The 18361-nt window shown below is 65.7% G+C and carries 15 protein-coding genes and 1 pseudogene; 14 read left to right on the top strand and 2 right to left on the bottom strand.

Annotated features, from left to right (window positions below; all coding sequences use genetic code 11):
• The first annotated feature begins 37 nt into the window (after positions 1 to 37).
• The 6 genes from V2S04_RS04725 to V2S04_RS04700 all read left to right on the top strand — a co-directional run bounded on the left by V2S04_RS04725 (position 38) and on the right by V2S04_RS04700 (position 8956).
• Positions 38 to 1663, top strand: a complete 1626-nt coding sequence (locus V2S04_RS04725) for a RecQ family ATP-dependent DNA helicase (RefSeq protein WP_413637302.1) — start codon at positions 38 to 40, stop codon at positions 1661 to 1663.
• Positions 1664 to 1712: 49 nt separating this feature from the next.
• On the top strand, positions 1713 to 2780 hold the full coding sequence (locus V2S04_RS04720) for a glycosyltransferase (RefSeq protein WP_413637301.1): 1068 nt from the start codon (positions 1713 to 1715) through the stop codon (positions 2778 to 2780).
• A 93-nt stretch (positions 2781 to 2873) separates the two neighbouring features.
• Positions 2874 to 5282, top strand: a complete 2409-nt coding sequence (locus V2S04_RS04715) for an FG-GAP repeat domain-containing protein (RefSeq protein WP_413637300.1) — start codon at positions 2874 to 2876, stop codon at positions 5280 to 5282.
• A gap of 82 nt (positions 5283 to 5364) precedes the next feature.
• The gene (locus V2S04_RS04710; protein WP_413637299.1) at positions 5365 to 6300 is read left to right on the top strand and encodes an ABC transporter permease; all 936 of its coding nucleotides are present in this window, start codon (positions 5365 to 5367) and stop codon (positions 6298 to 6300) included.
• On the top strand, positions 6297 to 7031 hold the full coding sequence (locus tag V2S04_RS04705; RefSeq protein ID WP_413637298.1) for an ABC transporter ATP-binding protein: 735 nt from the start codon (positions 6297 to 6299) through the stop codon (positions 7029 to 7031). The genes V2S04_RS04710 and V2S04_RS04705 overlap by 4 nt, the downstream gene beginning before the upstream one ends.
• Positions 7028 to 8956 (top strand): DUF6541 family protein, encoded by a 1929-nt coding sequence (locus V2S04_RS04700; protein ID WP_413637297.1) that lies wholly within the window; start codon positions 7028 to 7030, stop codon positions 8954 to 8956. The genes V2S04_RS04705 and V2S04_RS04700 overlap by 4 nt, the downstream gene beginning before the upstream one ends.
• A gap of 15 nt (positions 8957 to 8971) precedes the next feature.
• On the opposite strand, the gene V2S04_RS04695 is transcribed toward V2S04_RS04700, so the two are convergent.
• Together V2S04_RS04695 and V2S04_RS04690 are read right to left on the bottom strand one after the other, a co-directional pair.
• Positions 8972 to 9331 carry a DUF2304 domain-containing protein gene (locus tag V2S04_RS04695; protein ID WP_413637296.1) on the bottom strand — a complete coding sequence of 120 codons (360 nt, stop codon included), beginning with the start codon at positions 9329 to 9331 and terminating at the stop codon, positions 8972 to 8974.
• 3 nt (positions 9332 to 9334) lie between these two features.
• Complete coding sequence (locus V2S04_RS04690; RefSeq protein WP_413637295.1) at positions 9335 to 10033, bottom strand: glycosyltransferase family 2 protein; 699 nt, start codon at positions 10031 to 10033, stop codon at positions 9335 to 9337.
• 110 nt (positions 10034 to 10143) lie between these two features.
• Here V2S04_RS04690 and V2S04_RS04685 point away from each other — a divergent pair, with 110 nt between their 5' ends.
• From V2S04_RS04685 to V2S04_RS04650, 8 genes and pseudogenes are all read left to right on the top strand, one after another.
• The gene (locus V2S04_RS04685; protein WP_413637294.1) at positions 10144 to 11301 is read left to right on the top strand and encodes a glycosyltransferase family 4 protein; all 1158 of its coding nucleotides are present in this window, start codon (positions 10144 to 10146) and stop codon (positions 11299 to 11301) included.
• Positions 11302 to 11346: 45 nt separating this feature from the next.
• Positions 11347 to 11958, top strand: coding sequence for a DapH/DapD/GlmU-related protein (locus tag V2S04_RS04680; protein WP_413637293.1), 612 nt, complete (start codon positions 11347 to 11349; stop codon positions 11956 to 11958).
• The gene (locus V2S04_RS04675) at positions 11955 to 13052 is read left to right on the top strand and encodes a DegT/DnrJ/EryC1/StrS family aminotransferase (RefSeq protein ID WP_413637292.1); all 1098 of its coding nucleotides are present in this window, start codon (positions 11955 to 11957) and stop codon (positions 13050 to 13052) included. Before V2S04_RS04680 ends, V2S04_RS04675 begins: the two co-directional genes overlap by 4 nt.
• A complete protein-coding gene (locus V2S04_RS04670; protein WP_413637291.1) occupies positions 13052 to 14047 on the top strand; it encodes a Gfo/Idh/MocA family oxidoreductase in 996 nt (331 codons plus the stop codon). Before V2S04_RS04675 ends, V2S04_RS04670 begins: the two co-directional genes overlap by 1 nt.
• Positions 14044 to 15834 carry an ABC transporter ATP-binding protein gene (locus tag V2S04_RS04665; protein ID WP_413637290.1) on the top strand — a complete coding sequence of 597 codons (1791 nt, stop codon included), beginning with the start codon at positions 14044 to 14046 and terminating at the stop codon, positions 15832 to 15834. Before V2S04_RS04670 ends, V2S04_RS04665 begins: the two co-directional genes overlap by 4 nt.
• A complete protein-coding gene (locus V2S04_RS04660; RefSeq protein WP_413637289.1) occupies positions 15831 to 16913 on the top strand; it encodes a glycosyltransferase family A protein in 1083 nt (360 codons plus the stop codon). Before V2S04_RS04665 ends, V2S04_RS04660 begins: the two co-directional genes overlap by 4 nt.
• 70 nt (positions 16914 to 16983) lie before the next feature.
• Positions 16984 to 18123: a glycosyltransferase gene (locus V2S04_RS04655; RefSeq protein ID WP_413637288.1), complete on the top strand. Its 1140-nt coding sequence runs from the start codon at positions 16984 to 16986 to the stop codon at positions 18121 to 18123.
• Positions 18120 to 18361 (top strand): annotated as a pseudogene (locus V2S04_RS04650) (glycosyltransferase family 1 protein); the annotation flags it as partial. The gene V2S04_RS04655 and the pseudogene V2S04_RS04650, both read left to right, overlap by 4 nt.

The raw sequence follows: 18361 nt of genomic DNA, 5'->3' as shown, positions 1-18361 counted from the left end.
CGTGGCGCAGATCGGCGCCGCGCGATGCACTGAGGACGTGAGCACAGATGACATCGACCGCGTCGCGCGCGAATCCTTCGGAATCGATCGACTGAAGCCCGCCCAGCGCGACGCCATCGAGGCGGCCGTGAACGGACGCGACGTGCTGGCAGTGCTGGCCACCGGGTACGGCAAGTCGGCGATGTACCAGATCGCGGCGGCACTGCGCGACGGCGTCACCGTCGTCGTCTCGCCGCTGATCGCCCTGCAGGAGGATCAGCTGGTCGGCATCGAGAACGCACCCGATGCGCCCGCCGGCGTCGCGCTCAACTCGGCCGGGGGAGTGCGCAGAACGCGCGAGGCGTGGCGGATGCTGCGCACCGGTCGTGCGGAGTTCGTGCTGCTCGCGCCCGAGCAGCTCGCCAAGGACGACGTGCTGGCGGCGCTCGCGGAGCTGGAGGTGTCGCTGCTCGTCGTCGACGAGGCGCACTGCATCGCGTCGTGGGGGCATGACTTCCGGCCGGACTATCTCATGATCGGCGCGGCGGCGGAGCGCCTGGGCCGTCCGCCCGTCATGGCGCTGACAGCGACGGCGTCCACACCCGTGCGCGCGGAGATCGTCTCGCGGCTGGGCCTGCGTGACCCGTTCGTGTGCATCGGCGAACTCGACCGCCCGAACATCTCACTGGCGGTGCGTCGCCATACACAGGACGCCGACAAACGGGCCGCGGTCGTCGACGAGGTCGTCGAGCTGCCGACGCCGGGCCTGGTGTACACCGCGACGCGACGTGACACCGAGCGGTACGCGGAGCAGCTGCAGGAGCGGGGACTGCGCGCCGCCGCCTATCACGCGGGCATGTCGGCGAAGTCGCGCGAGCAGGTGCACGAGGACCTGCTCGAGGACCGGCTGGATGCAGTGGTCGCCACGTCCGCGTTCGGCATGGGCATCGACAAGCCGAATGTGCGCTTCGTGGTGCATGCGGACGCGCCCGACTCGGTCGACGCGTACTACCAGGAGATGGGGCGGGCCGGTCGCGACGGAGGACCAGCGCACGCCGTGCTGCACTTCCGGCCGGAAGACCTCGCGCTGCGGAGGTACTTCGCGGGCCGCCGGCCGGCCGCCGGGGAGATGCGGAAGCTGCTGCGTGCGCTCGGCGCTGGCACGCGCCGGCGGGCCGAGCTCGCGGAGGCATCCGGCCTGTCGACCCGGCGCGTGACCGCGCTTCTCGCGCTGCTCTCCGACACCGGGCATGTGCGACTCGGCCGAGGGGGAGCGCGTCTGATCACCCGCGGCGACACGGCAGCTGCGGTCTCCGATGCGCTCGACAGGGTCGAGGAGCGCGAGCGCATCGACCAGTCGCGGATCGAGATGATGCGGTCGTACGCGGAGAGCCGCCGGTGCCGGCGGCAGACACTGCTCGACTACTTCGGGGAGGAGCTGGACGGGCCGTGCGGGAACTGCGACAGATGCGCTGAGGGGACTGCGCCGTCGCCATCGGATTGCGAAGCCGACGCCGGGGTCGCGTACCGGGTGGATGACCGGGTGCAGCACGCGGAGTGGGGACCGGGCACGGTGATGTCTGTCGAGGACGACAGGATGACGGTGTTCTTCGACGCGGAGGGGTACCGGGTGCTCTCGCTCGAGCTGATCGAGGAGAAGGACCTGGTCGAGGTCGAGAGCTGACGCCGCGGGGTACCGGGGATGCCCAGGAAGCCGCCGTTAGGCTGACCTCATGAGTGTTCAGCTGCGGGTCGTGCTCGACCAGGTGGGCGTCGACGCCGACGTGGCGCGCGCGGGCCTGGCGCTCACCGAGGGCCTGATCCGCACCGCACCCCGCGGCTGCGTGGTGTCGGCGATCGCGCCGAGCGGCACCGAGGTGACGACGCCCGGACTGCACGAGATCCGTTCGCTGCCGCTCGCGCGACGCGAACTCGCCGCCGCCTGGCAGATGGGCATCGGCGCGGGGGTGGGCGGCGGGCTCATCCACTCGCCGACGCTTCTGGCTCCGCTGGTGCGTCACGATCGCCTGCACGATCACGACCAGACGACTGTGACGCTCTGGGACCTGTGCGCCTGGGAGGCACCGGACGAACTGACGAAGGCGAGCGTGGTGTGGCAGCGCGCGATGCTCAAGCGCGCGGTGAAGTACGCGGATGCCGTGAGCGTGCCCTCGCACGCCATGGCCGAGCGTCTCGCCGAGATCGCGCCGCTGGGTGATCGCATCCGAGTGATCGCCGGCGCTGCGCCGACCGGATTCCGCGAGCCGGATGACGCCGCGGCGCTGCGGGCCGAGCTGCAGCTTCCGGGGGAGTACGTGGCGCTCGTCGGGGATGCCGGGTCGCTCGAGGAGGGTTTCCGCGCGGCTGCCCGCGCGGGATCGGATGCCGTCGTGCTGGACGCTGAGGAGGGGTCCGAGCCGGCGCTCGCCGATCTCGCGTCGGCAGCCGGCCTGCCGGAGCGTCGCGTCCATGTGCGGGGTGCTCTCGACGACGCCGAACGCGCGGCGGTGCTCTCTGCCGCCGGTGCGCTCGTGGGCACATCGACGGGTATGCGCTGGCCGTGGCGGCTGGTCGAGGCGATGGAATTGGGGGTGCCCGTGGTCGCGGTCGATTCAGGTGTGCACCGCGACGTGATCGCGGACGGGGGCGCCGTGGTGAGCGCAGAAGAGCTCACCGATGCCCTGGCGGATGCGCTCGGCTCGGGCCGTGAGCGGCTGAGGGTGCTGGGCTCGGACCGGGCTCGGGCGTTCTCGTGGGCGAGCTCTGCCGAGCGCGTCTGGTCACTGCACGCAGAACTCTGAGAGTCAGCCGCGAGCAGTCGCGACACGCCGTGGAAAATCCGCCGATATACCGCCCCGGTGGCATCGTCGCGCAACTTCAGTCACACTATTCACATGCATCTTCGTCGACCCCGCGACCGACACGTGTCTCGAACGGCCCGCTGGGCGACGACGATCGTCGCCGTTCTCGGCCTCATCCTCGGCACCGCGGTGCCCGCGACCGCGGCTGCGACGCCGGTCGGTGCGGCGGTGAACGGGCCCGCGAAGATGTCCCTGGCGGGATTCAATCCGGGCAACATCATCAGCGACGCGGTGTTCACTGACCGCTCGACGATGACCGAGGCGCAGATCCAGACGTTCTTCAACTCGAAGGTGACGAACTGCCGGGCCGGATACACGTGTCTGAAGGACTACCGGACGACATCGGTCACGCGCCCTGCTGACAAGTACTGCAGAGGCTATGCCGGCGCGGCGAACGAGAGCGCGGCTCGCATCATCTACCGCGTGGCACAGGCATGCGACATCAACCCGCAGGTTCTGATCGTCATGCTTCAGAAGGAGCAGGGCTTGATCAACCACACCTGGCCGAGCCAGTGGCGCTACGACGCGGCCCTCGGACAGGCATGTCCTGACACGGCACCCTGCGATCCGAAGTTCGTGGGTTTCTTCCACCAGATCTACGGCGCCGCCCGGCAGATGCAGATCTACATGGAGGGCCGCTACTTCCAGTGGTATAAGGCGGGGCAGACCTGGCAGATCCAGTGGCACCCGGACCGCGCGCGCTGCGGCACCGGACCGGTCTACATCGCGAACAAGGCGACCGAAGCCCTGTACTACTACACCCCGTACCAGCCGAACGCGGCCGCGATGCGTGCCGGCTACGGCACCGGCGACTCGTGCTCGAGCTACGGCAACCGCAACTTCTACAACTACTTCACCGACTGGTTCGGCTCGACGCAGGTGCCCAGCACCAGCCCTCCACCTGCGCCCAATCCGACCCATCTCGATACATCAGACTATGCAGTCGCACTCAGTGCTGCCGGCGAGATCTGGGCATATGGATTCGAGAAGGGACGATGGGCTGAGCGGAAACAACTCGGTGAATCAACTGCCGCTACCCAGATCTTGTCGCCCGGCGATCTCGACGGCGACGGGCACCGCGATCTTGTGGCGTTGGATTCGTCGAACGGCGCTTGGATTCTGAATGGCGCCGATAGCGGCACGGTGTCGGCCCCAGAGAAACTCGACATCGCGTTTGGCGCCTCCGACACGATCACGACAGCCGGCGATTTCGACGGGGATGGCGTGCCGGACCTGTTCAGCCGGGACAAGGTCGGCGCGCTCTGGCTGTGGCCGGGAAACGATCGTGGCGGGTTCCGAGATGCGATTCGTGTCGGGACGGCCTGGAACGTAATGACTCACATCAGTGGGGGAACTGATTTCACGGGCGATGCAAACCCAGACGTCATCGCTCGGGACGGCGAGGGTCGCCTCTTCATGTATCCCGGAGATGGGAGAGGCGGTTGGAAACCGCGCTCGCAACTCGGGCATGGTTGGCAGAGTCTGAGTTCCATCTTCGTAGTTGATGACTTCAACGGCGACAAGCGAGCGGACATCCTTGCTCGGGACGGAGCTGGGCAGTTGTGGGCATATCCGGGGACTTCATCGGGCAGGCTCGGTTCAGGTGCAGTGGTCGGGTCGGGGTGGTCATCGATGCAATCGATAAGCGGCGCCGGTTCTCCCGTTATCAGAACCCGCGTTCTACCGCCGGGAGTGGGCGATGTAAGTGGCGACAGGACGCCCGACGTGCTCGGCGTGCGCGTCGATGGGGCAGCGGCGCTCTACAGCGGAGACGGCGCGGGCGGTTGGGCATCGACGAAGATCATCGCAACCGGATGGCAGCGAGCGCGTGATGTTGTCCCACTCGGGGACTTCAATGGCGATGGCAAGCGCGACCTCGGAGTCGTCAACGGCGAGGGCATCTTGAATCTCTTCCCCGGCGCCGCGGGTTCCGGCCTCGGTACTCCCGTAGCGATCGGCCGAGGATGGAACACGGTCGACCTCATCATTGGGGCGATGGACTTCGATGGAGACCGCAAGCCGGACGTGCTCGCACGAAACCCTCGTGGCGAACTCGTTCTGTATCGAGGAGACGGCGAAGGTGGTTGGGGTTCTCAGAGCACCGTCGGCTGGAACTGGGGTGCGATAGATTCTGCGTTCTATGCCGGTGACTTCGATGGAGATGGTGCGGGGGACCTTCTTGCACGTAAGACCGACGGTACCCTCTGGATCTATCCGAGCGACGGACAAGGTCGTTGGGGTGAACCCAGGCAGGTGGGACAAGGCTGGAGCATCATGACGGCAATTCTCGGAGGGGGCGACATGGACGGAGACGGGAATGTTGATGTGGTGTCGCGTGCACCCGATAACGCTCTGCTCCTATATCGCGGCGACGGAAAGGGCGGATGGATGGGATCGAGGCAGATCGGAAAGGGCTGGGGCGGCTTCCTGATCATCCGCTGAGCACGGCTCGCGAGGAGCAGTGGCGTAGGATTGCTCTTGAACCTGTCACGACGGCGGTCGTGGCCGCTAAGTAAGTTGGAACGTGACTGAATCCCGAGATCTTTTCGTTGCCGTCCCGCGCACCGCGTTCGACACCCCGGGCAAGAGCCACGGGCTGATCGATGTCGTGCGCTGGCGCTATCTGCTGCGCCTTCTGGTGCGCACCGGCGTGACTACGCGCTACCGCAATTCGGTGCTCGGGTGGCTGTGGTCCTACGTGCGCCCGGCCGCGCAGTTCCTGGTGTTCTGGATCGTCCTCGGCATCTTCATGAACCTCGACAGGGTGCCGAACTACGCCGTCTACCTGTTCTCGGGCATCGTGGTGATCAACCTGTTCTCGGAGGGCTTCAAGAACGCGACGACGTCGATCGTCGGCAATGCCGCGCTCGTCCGGAAGGTGTTCCTCCCGCGCCAGCTCTTCGCCGTGTCGGCGGTGCTCGTCTCGTTCGTGCACTTCCTCCCGCAGGTGGGCCTGCTGCTGCTGGTCTCGCTGCTCATGGGCTGGGCGACGCACATCTCCGCGCTGAGCATCCTCGCCACACTCGCCGGAATGCTCATCGTGATGATCTTCTCGCTGGGGCTCGGCCTCTTCTTCGGCGCCGTCAACGTCCGCTTCCGCGATGCCGAGAACATCGTTGAGCTTCTGCTGCTGCTCGCCACCTGGGCGTCACCCGTGCTGTACGCGTGGACGATGGTCTACGAGGCAGTGGTCGGCAAGCTCGGCTGGCCCAGCTGGATCGTCGACCTGTACATGCTGAACCCGATCACACAGGGCGTGGAACTGTTCCACTACGCCTTCTGGCGTCCGGCCAGCCAGTACCTCGTCGAAGCATCCGGATATGCGGGCGAGGCGCTGACACCGTTCCCTCCGAATCTCGGGATCAACACTCTCTGGACCCTGCTCATCGCCGTGGCGACCCTGCTGCTGGGGCAGCTGGTCTTCCGCCGGCTCGAGGGAAAGTTCGCACAGGACCTATGAGCGAGAAGGCCTACCGCCCCAGCATCATCATCGAGGGCGTTCGCAAGACGTTCACGCTGAACCACGCGTTCTCGTTGAAGGACACCGTCGTCTCGTGGATCCGCAGGCGCAAGCTCACGTCGACATTCGAGGCGCTGAAGGGTATCGACCTCGTGATCGGCGAGGGCGAGTCGATCGCCATCCTCGGGATGAACGGCTCGGGCAAGTCGACCCTGCTGAAGCTGATCTCCGGTGTCATGGAGCCGGACGCCGGTGAAGTCCTCACCCGCGGACGCGTGGCCGGTCTCATCGAGGTCGGCGCGGGATTCCACCCCGAGCTGTCGGGACGCGAGAACGTGTTCCTCAACGCTGCGATCCTCGGCATGAAGAAGGCCGACATCGAGAAGCGCTACGACGAGATCGTCGCCTTCAGCGAGATCGAGGAGTTCATCGATCAGGAGGTCAAGCACTACTCGTCCGGCATGTTCCTGCGTCTGGCGTTCGCCGTCGCGATCCACGTCGAGCTCGACGTGCTGCTGATGGACGAGATCCTGTCGGTCGGCGATGTGCCGTTCCGGGAGAAGTGCCGCCAGAAATTCGAGGAGCTCATCGCCGCGGGCAAGACGCTCGTCGTCGTCAGCCACGACATGGAGATGGTCCGCGAGCTCTGCACCCGCGGTGTGGTGATCAGCAAGGGCGAAGTCGTCTACGACGGTGAACTCGAAGGGGCCATCGCCCTGGTGGACGCGTGAACGCCGACTGGGGGGCGCTGGCACTCGCCGTCGTCTTCGCGGCAGCGCTGACGTTCGCACCCGGAGCGCTCGCTCTCCGAGGCCTGGGGATGCGCGGCCTTCCGCTCGCGGCGTTCTCCGCCGTCGCATTCGTCGCGATGCTCGGTGTCGCGGCGATCATCCTCGGCATGATCGGCGTCGGCTGGTCGCTGTGGTCTCTCGGCGCGGTCCTCCCGGTCGTCATCCTGCTCGCGTGGCTTGTCGGATCGTTGTTGCGCATGCGCGACAAGACGCGTGACTCCCCGTCCGCGCCCGCGGAACGGCGGCTGCTGTGGGTGGCGATCGCAGCGGGTCTTGCGTTCACCACCTGGCGACTGCTCGGCTATGTGCAGGATCCCGCCGGCATCTCGCAGACCAATGACGCGGTCTTCCACATGAACGCGATCCGCTACGTGCTGGACACGGCGGATGCCTCGTCGCTGCATGTCAGCTCGATGCTCGGCTCTGCAGGCTTCTACCCGGCGGCGTGGCACGCCGCCGTCTCGATGATCGTACTCGGCACCGGCGTGGAGATCCCGATCGCGGCGAACGCCTTCACGGTCATCATCGGCGCGATCTGGGTCCTCGGCGTCGCCTGGCTGACGGAGACGGTCACCGGGTCCCGACGCATCGGCGGCTATGCCGCGATCCTGTCGTCCGGGCTGCAACTGTTCCCGCTGCTCATGTTCCAGTGGGGTGTGCTGTTCCCGAACGCGCTGTCGGTCGCGCTCGTGCCCGCGTCCGTCGCCGCCGCCATCTGGGCGCTGCAGGGCCTGCGCGATGGACGCGACGCCGGTGCGATCGTGCGCACCGTGCTGCTCGTCGGCATCGGGATCGCGGCGCTCGCGCTGGCTCAGCCCGCATCGCTGCCGATCTGGGGCCTCGTTCTCGCGCTGTGGTTCACCTCATGGATGCTCCGCGACGCCGAGGCCTCGCGCAGAGGCTGGCGAATCGCATCGGTCATCGGTGTCTGGGCCGCCCTCGTGATCGCCTGGTCGATCCTTTCCCGCGGCACGGGCGGCTCCCATTGGCCTCCGTTCCGCGGAAAGCTCGAGGTCTTCCTCGACATCCTCTTCAACGGGCAGATGCGGATCCCGTTCGCGTGGGGGCTGAGCGCTCTGATGCTGATCGGGCTGGTCGTGCTCTGCCTGACACCGGGCCGACGCTGGTTCGTGGCTGCGTGGCTCGCCGTGTCCGCGCTCTATGTGCTCGTCGCGGCGATCGGGATGCCCCTGCTTCGCGACGGCCTGCTCGCTCCCTGGTACGCCGACCCGAATCGCATCGCCGCCTATGCGCCGATGGTGATCATTCCGATCGCGGCGGTCGGGCTGGACCGCGCGGTCGCCTTCATCATCGGTAGGCTGCGCGGCGGCACCCGTCCCACGCGCGGGTGGGTCGGAGCGGCGACGGCGACGGTGCTGATGATCCTGATCATCGCGCTGCGCACCGTGCCGATGCCCGCTTTCATCGGGGGTACCTTCGACAAGGACTCGCGTTACCTGACGACGGCCGAGAGCTATCTCAGCATCGACGAACGCGCCCTGCTCGAAGCGCTGCCCGACTACGTAGGCGACGGGGCGCGGGTGATCGGGAATCCGTCGACAGGGACGGGCTTCGGATACATGCTCAGCGGCGTCGACGTTTTCCCCCGCACCTGGTCTCCGCCGCGCTCCACGGCATGGGAGACGGTCGCGGAGGATCTGCATGACGCGGGCGACGATCCGGCCGTGTGCGCCGCCCTCGAAGCGCTCGGCGACCCGACGTACGCGCTCGACTTCGGTGACGGTGACAACACGCCGGGACGCTTCGAGATGCCGGGCATGACCGGCTTCGAAGGCCGTGAGGGGTTCGAGCTCGTCGCCGAGCGGGGCACTGCAGAACTCTGGCGGATCACCGCCTGCGACTGAGAACGTCGCGCACGGTCACTTCTCCGGCGTGCGGTCCGCCGAGTCGGTGGCTCGGTCAGCCTCCAGCAGCGCCAGCTTGCGAGACAGCAGGGTCAGCTGACGCTGCAGCTGCACATTGCGTCGGTACTGGGTGTACACGAACGCGAGGAACATCACGATGAGCGCGTAGAGCACGAGGTCGGTGCCTCGACCGACGCCGACGAGCTGTGCCAGCCAGGACAGCCACTGCGGGAACAGCACCGAGAGGACGGCGGCGATCACGAACAGCCCCATCAGGATGCGGCGGATCGCCAGGTGGCTGTCGGCGCCGGTGCGCCGCATCATGAACACTGCGAGCACGACGATGGCCGCGATGAGCAGGATCTGAATCCACATGGGTCACCTCACCACCAGATCGACGAGGATGTTGACGGAGTTCAGCACGCTCTGTCCCTTGGCTTTCGAATAGTCGGTGTACAGCAGCTCGACAGGGTACTCGCGCCAGGGAAGTCCGGTGCGGCCGAGCTCGAGGACGATCTCGGTGGCGTGCGCCATCCGATCCTGCTTGATCTCGATGGGCTCGGCCGCGTCGCGGCGGATCACCCGGAGGCCGTTGTGTGCATCGGTCAGCTTCAGGCTGGTGGTCATGTTCGTCACCCACACCGCCGTCTTGAGCACGACCTTCTTGACCCAGCCCGGATCGGTGCGATCATCGAGGAAACGCGATCCGAAGACGATCGCGATGTCCTCTTCGCGCGCCAGCGCCAGCATCCCGAGGGCATCCTCGATGCGGTGCTGGCCGTCGGCGTCGAACGTCACCAGGTAGTCGCAGTCGGGGTGCGCGAGGGCGTACTCGATGCCGGTCTGCAGGGCGGCACCCTGCCCGAGATTGACCGGATGCTGCACGAGGTGCGCGCCAGCCTCGGCCGCGATACGTGCGGAGCCGTCGGACGAGCCGTCGTCCACGCACACGATGTGCTCGAACTCCTGCCGCAGATCCGTGATGACACCGGAGATCATGCTCGCTTCGTTGTAGAGCGGGATGATCACCCAGGCGTGCCGATCGGGGGCGTGCGGCGGAGGGACGGTCGCGGGCATGGTTCCATTGTGTCAGTAACGAGTCTGGAACTCGGGGCTCGAGCACGAGCGAAGAACGAAGAAAGAAGATGAGGAGGCGAGCCGTGCGAATGACTCGACCGAGGGTGACGATGGTGACCAGGATCTTCGCTCCCGAACCATCTGCGGCGTCCCTGCGCCTGGAGGCCCTGGCTCGCGCACTGAGCAAAGTCGCCGATGTGACGATCCTCACGACGTTGCCACCGGGGGACGTGCATGACGCTGAGGCCGACGGAACCGACATCCGAAGGTGGCCGGTGTTGCGAGACCGCTCGGGTTACGTGCGCGGCTACCTGCAGTATATGAGCTTCGATCTGCCCTTGCTGCTGCGAGTGCTCTTCGGGCGTCGGGCGGATGTCTACGTCTGTGAACCTCCACCGACGACGGGTGCAGTCGTGCGCATCGCCGCGAAGCTCAGGCGGAGACCTTACGTCTATTACGCCGCGGACATCTGGTCCGACGCCGCGCAGGCGACCTCCGCGCCGCGATTCATCGTCCGGATCTTGGCGGCCATGGAGCGATTCGCGATGCGGGGCGCTGACGCCCTCCTAGTGGTGACTCCGGGCGTGGAAAGTCGCGTTCATGACTTGGCGCCAGGGCGATACGTACGCGTCGTAGGGCACGGGGTTGACTTGTCGACGTTCGCGCCCGACGGAGAGACGGTCCCTGCGCCTGCGGACATCGTATACGTGGGTTCGGCAAGCGAGTGGCACGGCGCGTCGGTGGCGATGGAAGCAGTCATTCGCGTGCTGGAACGGGATCCATTGCTCACGGCAGCCTTCATCGGTCAGGGCAGCGAGTGGTCGCAGTTGAGGGACCTGGCTGCGCGGAGCTCTGTGAACAGCCGGGTGCGGTTCCTTGATACTGTTCCGGCTGAACGGGCGGCCGATTGGCTGCGGAGCGCGCGAGTCGCCGTGGCGACGCTGGCGCCGGCGCAAGGGTATGACTTCGCCGTGCCCACGAAGCTGTACGCCGCCGTCGCTGTCGGAACGCCTGTCGCGTATGCAGGTCCGGATCCCGTACGCGGGATCATCAATCGCGATCGGCTTGGCGTGGGCGTCGATCACGACGCCGTGTCGCTCGCGGATGCTGTCTCGCAGGTGCTCACCGAAGATTTCGAGGACGAGCGTGATCGACTCGTTCGCTGGGCGGAGGACAATGTGTCTGCGGAGCGGGTCGCCGAGCGCGCGACGGCGGCGATCGTCGCGATTGCGGATGGATCACAGGGAGCGACGCAGGTCCCACACTAGAATCGTGAAGGTCCCGCCGTCCCCGACTCTGCAGGAGGAACCGCCGTGTCTACTTCCACGAGCGTGCGCATCGTCGATTCCGCCGATGTCTCGTCCGAAGCCGTGATCGGCGACGGATCCTCGATCTGGCACCTGGCGCAGGTGCGCGAGGGCGTGCGGATGGGGCAGAACTGCATCGTCGGACGCGGCGCGTACATCGGCACGGGCGTCGAGATGGGCGACAACTGCAAGGTGCAGAACTACGCGCTCGTGTACGAGCCGGCGAAGCTCGCCGACGGCGTCTTCATCGGACCCGCTGTCGTGCTGACCAACGACACGTACCCCCGCGCGATCAACGCCGATGGCACGCTCAAGAGCGCGCACGACTGGGAGCCCGTGGGTGTGACCATCGAGCGCGGCGCCGCCATCGGAGCCCGCGCCACCTGCGTCGCCCCGGTGACGATCGGAGCGTGGGCGACTGTCGCCGCGGGCGCGGTCGTCGTCAAGGACGTCCCCGCCTATGCTCTGGTCGCCGGCGTGCCCGCGCGCCGCATCGGCTGGGTGGGGGAGTCGGGCGTGCCGCTCGCCCCCGGTGACACCGACGGCATCTGGGTCTGCCCGACTACGGGTGACCGCTATATCGAGACCAATGGAATTCTGACCAAGGAGGCCGCGTGAGCGATTTCATCCCCCCGGCGAAGCCGATCATCGGTGATGAGGAGCGCGAAGCTGTTGACCGTGTGATGCGCAGTGGGATGGTGGCGCAGGGGCCCGAGGTGGCGGCGTTCGAGGCGGAGTTCTCGGAGCATTTCGTGCCGGGGCGCCTCTCGGTCGCGGTGAACAGCGGCACCGCTGGTCTGCACCTGGGCCTGCTCGCGGCGGGTGTGGGTGCGGGCGATGAGGTGATCGTGCCGTCGTTCACGTTCGCAGCGACGGGTAACTCGGTGGCGCTGACGGGTGGCACGCCGGTGTTCGTCGATATCGAGCCGGAGACGTTCACGCTGGACCCTGCGGCGGTGGCTGCGGCGATCACGCCGCAGACGAAGGGCATCCTCCCGGTGCATCTGTATGGTCACCCGGCGCGGATGCGCGAGCTGGAGAAGCTGGCCGCCGAGCGGGGTGTCGCGTTGTACGAGGATGCGGCGCAGGCGCACGGTGCGTCGCTGGACGGCCGCCCGGTGGGTTCGTTCGGCGAGTTCGCGATGTTCAGCCTGTATCCGACGAAGAACATGACCAGTGGTGAGGGCGGCATGGTCACCACGGCCACGGCGGAGATCGCCCGGCGGGTGAAGCTGCTGCGCAATCAGGGCATGGAGCGGCAGTACGAGAACGAGGTGATCGGGTTCAACGCCCGCATGACCGACATCCACGCCGCGATCGGGCGGGTGCAGCTGACGAAGGTCGACGCGTGGACGAAGACCCGTCAGGCGAACGCGGCGTTCCTGGACGCGAACCTGCGCGGTGTCGTGGTCCCGCCGGTCGCGGAGGGTGCGGTGCACGTGTATCACCAGTACACGATCCGCGTGCCGGAGGATCGGGACGGTTTCGTTCGGGCGTTGAAGGATGAGCACCAGGTGGGTTCCGGGGTGTACTACCCGATCCCGAATCACCGGCTGCCGTCGCTCGCGCCGTACGCGCCGGGCCTGGATCTGCCCGAGACCGAGCGGGCGGCACGCGAGGTCGTCTCGCTGCCGGTGCACCCGTCGTTGACGCAGGCGGACCTGGAGCGGATCGTCACCGCGGTGAACACCGTCGCCGGAGCGGGCGCCTGATGGCCGAGACGCTGCGGGCGGGACTGCTCGGCGTCGGCATGATGGGCCGGCACCACGCGCGGGTGCTGCGTGAACTGGACGGGGTCGACCTCGTCGCGATCGCCGACCCCGGCGGTGACCCGCACGGTGTGGCGGGCAAGCTGCAGGTGCTGCCCGACATCGACGCGCTCATCGACGCGGGGATCGACATCGCGGTGGTCGCGGTGCCGACCCGGTTCCACGAGGATGCCGCGTTGAAGCTCGCCGCCGCGGGCGTGCACACGCTGGTCGAGAAGCCCATCGCGCACTCCCTCGAGGCCGGCCAGCGCATGGTCGACGCGTTCAAGGATGCGGGTCTGATCGGCGCGGTGGGACACATCGAGCGGTTCAACCCGGCGCTGCAGGAGCTGCGCCGGCGGATCGAGGCGGGCGAGCTCGGTGCCGTCTACCAGGTCGTCACCCGCCGACAGGGCCCGTTCCCGGCCCGGATCGCGGATGTCGGAGTCGCGAAGGACCTCGCCTCGCACGATGTGGACCTGACCGCCTGGGTCGTGCAGTCCGACTACGAGCGGGTGTTCGCGCAGACCGCGTTCAAGTCCGGCCGCGAGCACGAGGACATGATCACCATCACCGGCCGCACGGCATCCGGTGTGATCGTGAACAACATCGTGAACTGGCTCAGCCCGATGAAGGAGCGCGTCACGGTCGTCACCGGCGAGAAGGGCGCATTCGTCGCCGACACCTCCACGGGAGATCTCACCTTCTACGCCAACGGCACCATCCCGCTGGAATGGGAGTCCGTGTCCTCCTTCCGCGGCGTGTCCGAGGGTGACGTCACCCGCTACGCGTTCGCCAAGCGGGAGCCCCTGCGCGTCGAGCACGAGAACTTCCGCGACGCCGTCCTCGGCCAGCACACCGACGTCGTCACCATGGCACAGGGGCAGCGCACCCTCACCGTCGTCGAAGCAGCCCTCCATTCCGCCCGCACGGGGGATTCCGTGGTCATCTCACGATGAAGCTCATCTGGAATACCGTCAGCGACCTTCTTCCTTATCTGCCACGGGAAGCGCGGCGTTTCCTGATTCTGTACTCTGTGGTGACCGCAGTCCTTGCGCTTGTCGATGTAGGTGCGCTCGGGCTATTGGCCGCCGTGTTGGCAGCGATGGTGGCCAGCGGCGCATCGCTGTCGCTGCCGGTGGTGGGAACGATTCAAGGGAGTGATTTTCCTTGGCTGCTTGCGGGTCTCGCTCTTCTGGTCGTCACGAAGTCCGCGGGTAACATCGCACTCCAATGGCTTGCAACGCGTCGGTTTGCCTCCTATGAACTGAGCATCGGGGATCACCTGTTTGACGCGTACATCCAAGCACCGTGGGTCGATCGGCTGAAGCGCACGACAGCCGAATTGGTGAGACTCGCGGACGTTGGCATTGCGAATGCGATAGGTGGATTTCTCGTCCCGGTGCTGAATCTGCCGACTCTCGTCGTAACGTCGGTCGCTCTCATTGTTCTCATCGTTATCGCGCAGCCGATGACGGCGCTCGTCACGCTCATCTACCTCGGGCTGATCGCGTTGGTGCTGTACCTGTGGGTCTCGCGCAAGGCTGTGCAGGCTGGGCGAGTGAATCGCGATTCTTCGATGCGGGTGGCAAAACTCATGACGGAGATGGTTGGAGCGCTCAAGGAAATCGCCCTGCGTGGCAAGTTCCGCGAAGTCGGTGATGTCGTCCATCTTGAGCGGATCGCTACGACGCGGGCGCGGGCTAATCTGTCATTCCTGTCAGCGGTACCCAAGTTCGTTATTGATTCGGCGCTGGTCGGTGGGTTCGCGGTGATCGGCGGCGTCAGTCTGATCGTCGCGCACGGCGATATGTCGAAGGCTGTCGAAGCGATCGCACTCTTCGGTGTCGCGGGGTTCAGGTTGGTGCCGGCGATCACGGGGTTCCAGTCCATTGTGACGCAGACGTCGTCGAGTGCTCCGCATGTTCGCGCAGTCATCGCTGATATCGAGATGTCGAAAACGTATATCGAGCACGCTGAGCGGATCGGAGGACAGGCGCTCCCGCCTCGCCCGAAACGCCTCACTCTCGACAATGTCGCATTCACGTATCCGGGGGCCGATCGTCCCGCGTTGAGCGACGTGACGTTGGATGTGCCGATGGGGTCGTCTGTTGCACTGGTCGGCGTCAGCGGATCTGGGAAGTCGACGCTCGTCGATATCATGTTGGGACTTCTGACGCCTTCCCAAGGCGACGTCTCGGTGGATCGACAGCGGTTGGAAGATGTCCTTCGCGCTTGGCGTGATCGCGTCGGATACGTCCCTCAAGAGGTGGCACTCTTCGACGGCACGATCGCGCAGAACGTTGCTCTGACGTGGAGTCAAGAGATCGACGTGATGCGGGTTGAGCGAGCTCTCCGACAAGCTCAACTCTGGGATTTTGTGAACTCGCGGCCGGGCGGCCTCAGCGGACGGATTGGAGAAAGGGGCATCGCGCTCTCCGGGGGCCAGCGGCAGCGCCTCGGTATAGCGCGTGCGCTATACAGCGATCCACTGGTGCTGGTGATGGACGAGGCCACGAGCGCTCTGGACACCCAGACCGAAGCGGCTGTCACAACGGCGATCTCCGGTTTGCACGGCGAAGTCACTGTCATCACCGTCGCGCACAGGCTCGCGACCATTCGACATGCTGACCTGGTGTGTCTCATGGCGGATGGCAGGATCACAGCTCGGGGAAATTTCGAGCAGCTTGTGCGAGAGAATCCGACTTTCGCAGAGCAAGCGAGATTGGCGGGTCTGGCCGGATGACGCATTCGCCAGTCTCAATCGAAATCGTCATCTCGGTTCACGACCCGCAGCGCCCCTTGGAGCGCGCCATCCGGTCGGTCCTGGACACGCATTCACAGCACCGCGTCAGTGTGCTGGTGGTCGAGCACAATTGCGCAGACGGCGCATTCGACAGCGTGCGACTCGCTCTCGAAGGTGAACCCGTGCGTTGGCTCAGATTCCGAGACGGAATCAAGAGTCCCGCTGGCCCGTTCAATTTCGGTATCTCGCAGTCGACGGGCGATTACGTAGGTTTGCTCGGGTCAGATGATCGATTTGAGAGCGGTGCCGTCGACAGCTTGCTGCGTCGACTCGATGAGACCCGACCCGATGTCCTTGTGTATCCGCTCCGGCACGATGGGCAACCTTCCTTGCCGAATCCGCTTGCGCGGAAGTGGCGTACGCGAAATCTTCACGTGGTGCGCGATCGCCTGATGTATCGCACGGCGCCGCTCGCACTGGTCCGGCAGGGGATCTGGCTTTCCTCCGACTATGCCTTCACCGAAGGACTGCCGACAGGCGAAGATGTCAGCGTCTCAGCCGCCCTGTGGTTCTCTGAAGCTCGCATTGACTTTCACCCGCGCGATCCGGGGTACGTGATCATGAACGACGGACCCCAGCGCGTCACGCTCGAGGTTCGCCCTCTCCACGAGGAGTTCCGTCCGTTCCTGCGCCTCTTCTCACTGACATGGGTTCAGCAGTTGGGTACGGAAGAGCGCCTGGCTCTGGTGGTGAAGACCGTCCGCGTGCATGTCCTCGGTGCTCTGTTCCGTCGCCTCGCAGACGGATCCTGGTCGGAGAAAGATCGTACGGCCGTGCAGCGAATTCTCGCGGTCGCGGAGGCACTGTCTCCTCGGTACCTGGAGGTGCTCTCGAGGGCCGACGGTCGATTGCTGCGAGACGTACAGGAACCGATCACTACGTTCGAAGACTTCGAGATAAAGGTACGGCGTCGAAACGAGGCAGGGAGATCAGATCGCTGGTTGACCGCTGACCTGCGTCTAGTCTTACACCGGGAGTCCCCCCTGCGGAGGTTGATTCGCTATGCCACATGGCCATGACCGGCGAGTCGCTCGTCGCCTGATACTTCTGACCAACGAGTTCCCACGGGCATATGGCGATGTGACCTTCGTGCAGAACGAGATCGGTGCACTTGCTGCAGCGTTCGATGACGTCGTCATCTTCAATTATCCGTCGCCAGGAGAGCCGCAGTTGGTAAGCTTGCCGTCGAACGTTCGTTACGGCGGCTCTCTCAAAGATGGTGACGTGTCCCCGTGGCGGGCATTGCTTCATCCTCCGATCGCGTTGCGCGCTGCGAGGACGATGGTGGACGAACTGCGACACCATCGTGTCGGGCGAAAGCTTAAGCGTGTGCTGGAAAGTATCGCGGCGTCCGCGGGGCGGGCCGCTCATCCGCAATTGCGACAAGCGCTTCGTGGGGCGGAGTCAGTATCGGTATACAGCTTTTGGGCGATGGGTGCGGGCATGGCGCTTCCTTGTCTTCCCCGCGTGCGTGGTTCTGTAGCATTGCGGTTGCACAGATTCGACGTATACGAAGAGGTGCTTGGGTGGCTGCCCCTCCGGGCTTCGCTCCTCACCCGTCCGGATGTACTGCTGCCGATTTCCGATCATGCCGCGCGATACCTGCGCGAGACATATCCTTGGCGGGACCGCTCACCGATAGTCGTATCTCGCCTCGGGACCATTGACCGTGGTCAACGTCCGGCTCACCCCGAGATCGGTATCGTCACCGTGGTCAGCTGCTCCTCGGTGTCTGCGGTCAAACGCGTCGATCTCATTGCCGCTGCGATGAAGTACGTGGCGGCATCGGTTCCTGTGCGGTGGGTTCATTTCGGCGACGGCCCTCTGATGGTCCAGCTCAGCGACCTCGTTCGGCGCATATCGTCTGCACGTCTGGCGGTCGAGCTTCGCGGCCAGGCTGCGAACGAGGAGATCATGCGGTTCTACCGTTCCGAGAAGGTTGATGTGTTCGTCAACGCGAGCAGCAGCGAGGGCGTCCCGGTCTCAATCATGGAGGCCATGTCGTTCGGGGTGCCCGTCGTTGCCACAGACGTCGGCGGAGTTGCCGAGATTGTCGGAGGGGAACTCGGATCCGGGGAGACGGTGCCGGCCGATGCGACCGACGAAGTGTTGGGAGACGCGATACTACGGATGGTGCGCGAGCCCGCGCGACGTGCACGGCAAGTCTGGGAAAAGATGTCCGATGCGGATGTCAACAGCCGTGTGCTGGTGGAAGTTCTGACGCGATGACCCGCATGTTGATTCTTTCGTTCTCGCCGATTCGGGGGGATGCGCGCGTCTTGAAGCAGGTGGAGGAGTTCGCGCGCGATCACGATGTCGTCACATGTGGGTATGGGCCCGCTCCGGACGGCGTGGCCGAACACATTCGCATTCCCGATGAGGCGCGAGTAGACGCGCGCCATCCGAAGCTCGTCCTCCTTCGTTGGTATCGCGCCCTGTACAGCAGCCTGCCCGGTGTTGCTGAGGT

The sequence above is a fragment of the Microbacterium sp. OR21 genome, assembly GCF_047306785.1.
Lineage (GTDB): Bacteria > Actinomycetota > Actinomycetes > Actinomycetales > Microbacteriaceae > Microbacterium > Microbacterium esteraromaticum_E.
This window is presented reverse-complemented; position numbering and strand designations above follow the sequence as displayed.

Bases quoted from the DNA above. Each gene is read 5' to 3' on its own strand.
- V2S04_RS04705 (WP_413637298.1), top strand. From the start codon at position 6,297: ATGAGCGAGAAGGCCTACCGCCCCAGCATCATCATCGAGGGCGTTCGC.
- V2S04_RS04685 (WP_413637294.1), top strand. From the start codon at position 10,144: ATGGTGACCAGGATCTTCGCTCCCGAACCATCTGCGGCGTCCCTGCGC.
- V2S04_RS04670 (WP_413637291.1), top strand. From the start codon at position 13,052: ATGGCCGAGACGCTGCGGGCGGGACTGCTCGGCGTCGGCATGATGGGC.
- V2S04_RS04720 (WP_413637301.1), top strand. From the start codon at position 1,713: ATGAGTGTTCAGCTGCGGGTCGTGCTCGACCAGGTGGGCGTCGACGCC.
- V2S04_RS04660 (WP_413637289.1), top strand. From the start codon at position 15,831: ATGACGCATTCGCCAGTCTCAATCGAAATCGTCATCTCGGTTCACGAC.
- V2S04_RS04695 (WP_413637296.1), bottom strand. From the start codon at position 9,331: ATGTGGATTCAGATCCTGCTCATCGCGGCCATCGTCGTGCTCGCAGTG.
- V2S04_RS04665 (WP_413637290.1), top strand. From the start codon at position 14,044: ATGAAGCTCATCTGGAATACCGTCAGCGACCTTCTTCCTTATCTGCCA.
- V2S04_RS04715 (WP_413637300.1), top strand. From the start codon at position 2,874: ATGCATCTTCGTCGACCCCGCGACCGACACGTGTCTCGAACGGCCCGC.
- V2S04_RS04690 (WP_413637295.1), bottom strand. From the start codon at position 10,033: ATGCCCGCGACCGTCCCTCCGCCGCACGCCCCCGATCGGCACGCCTGG.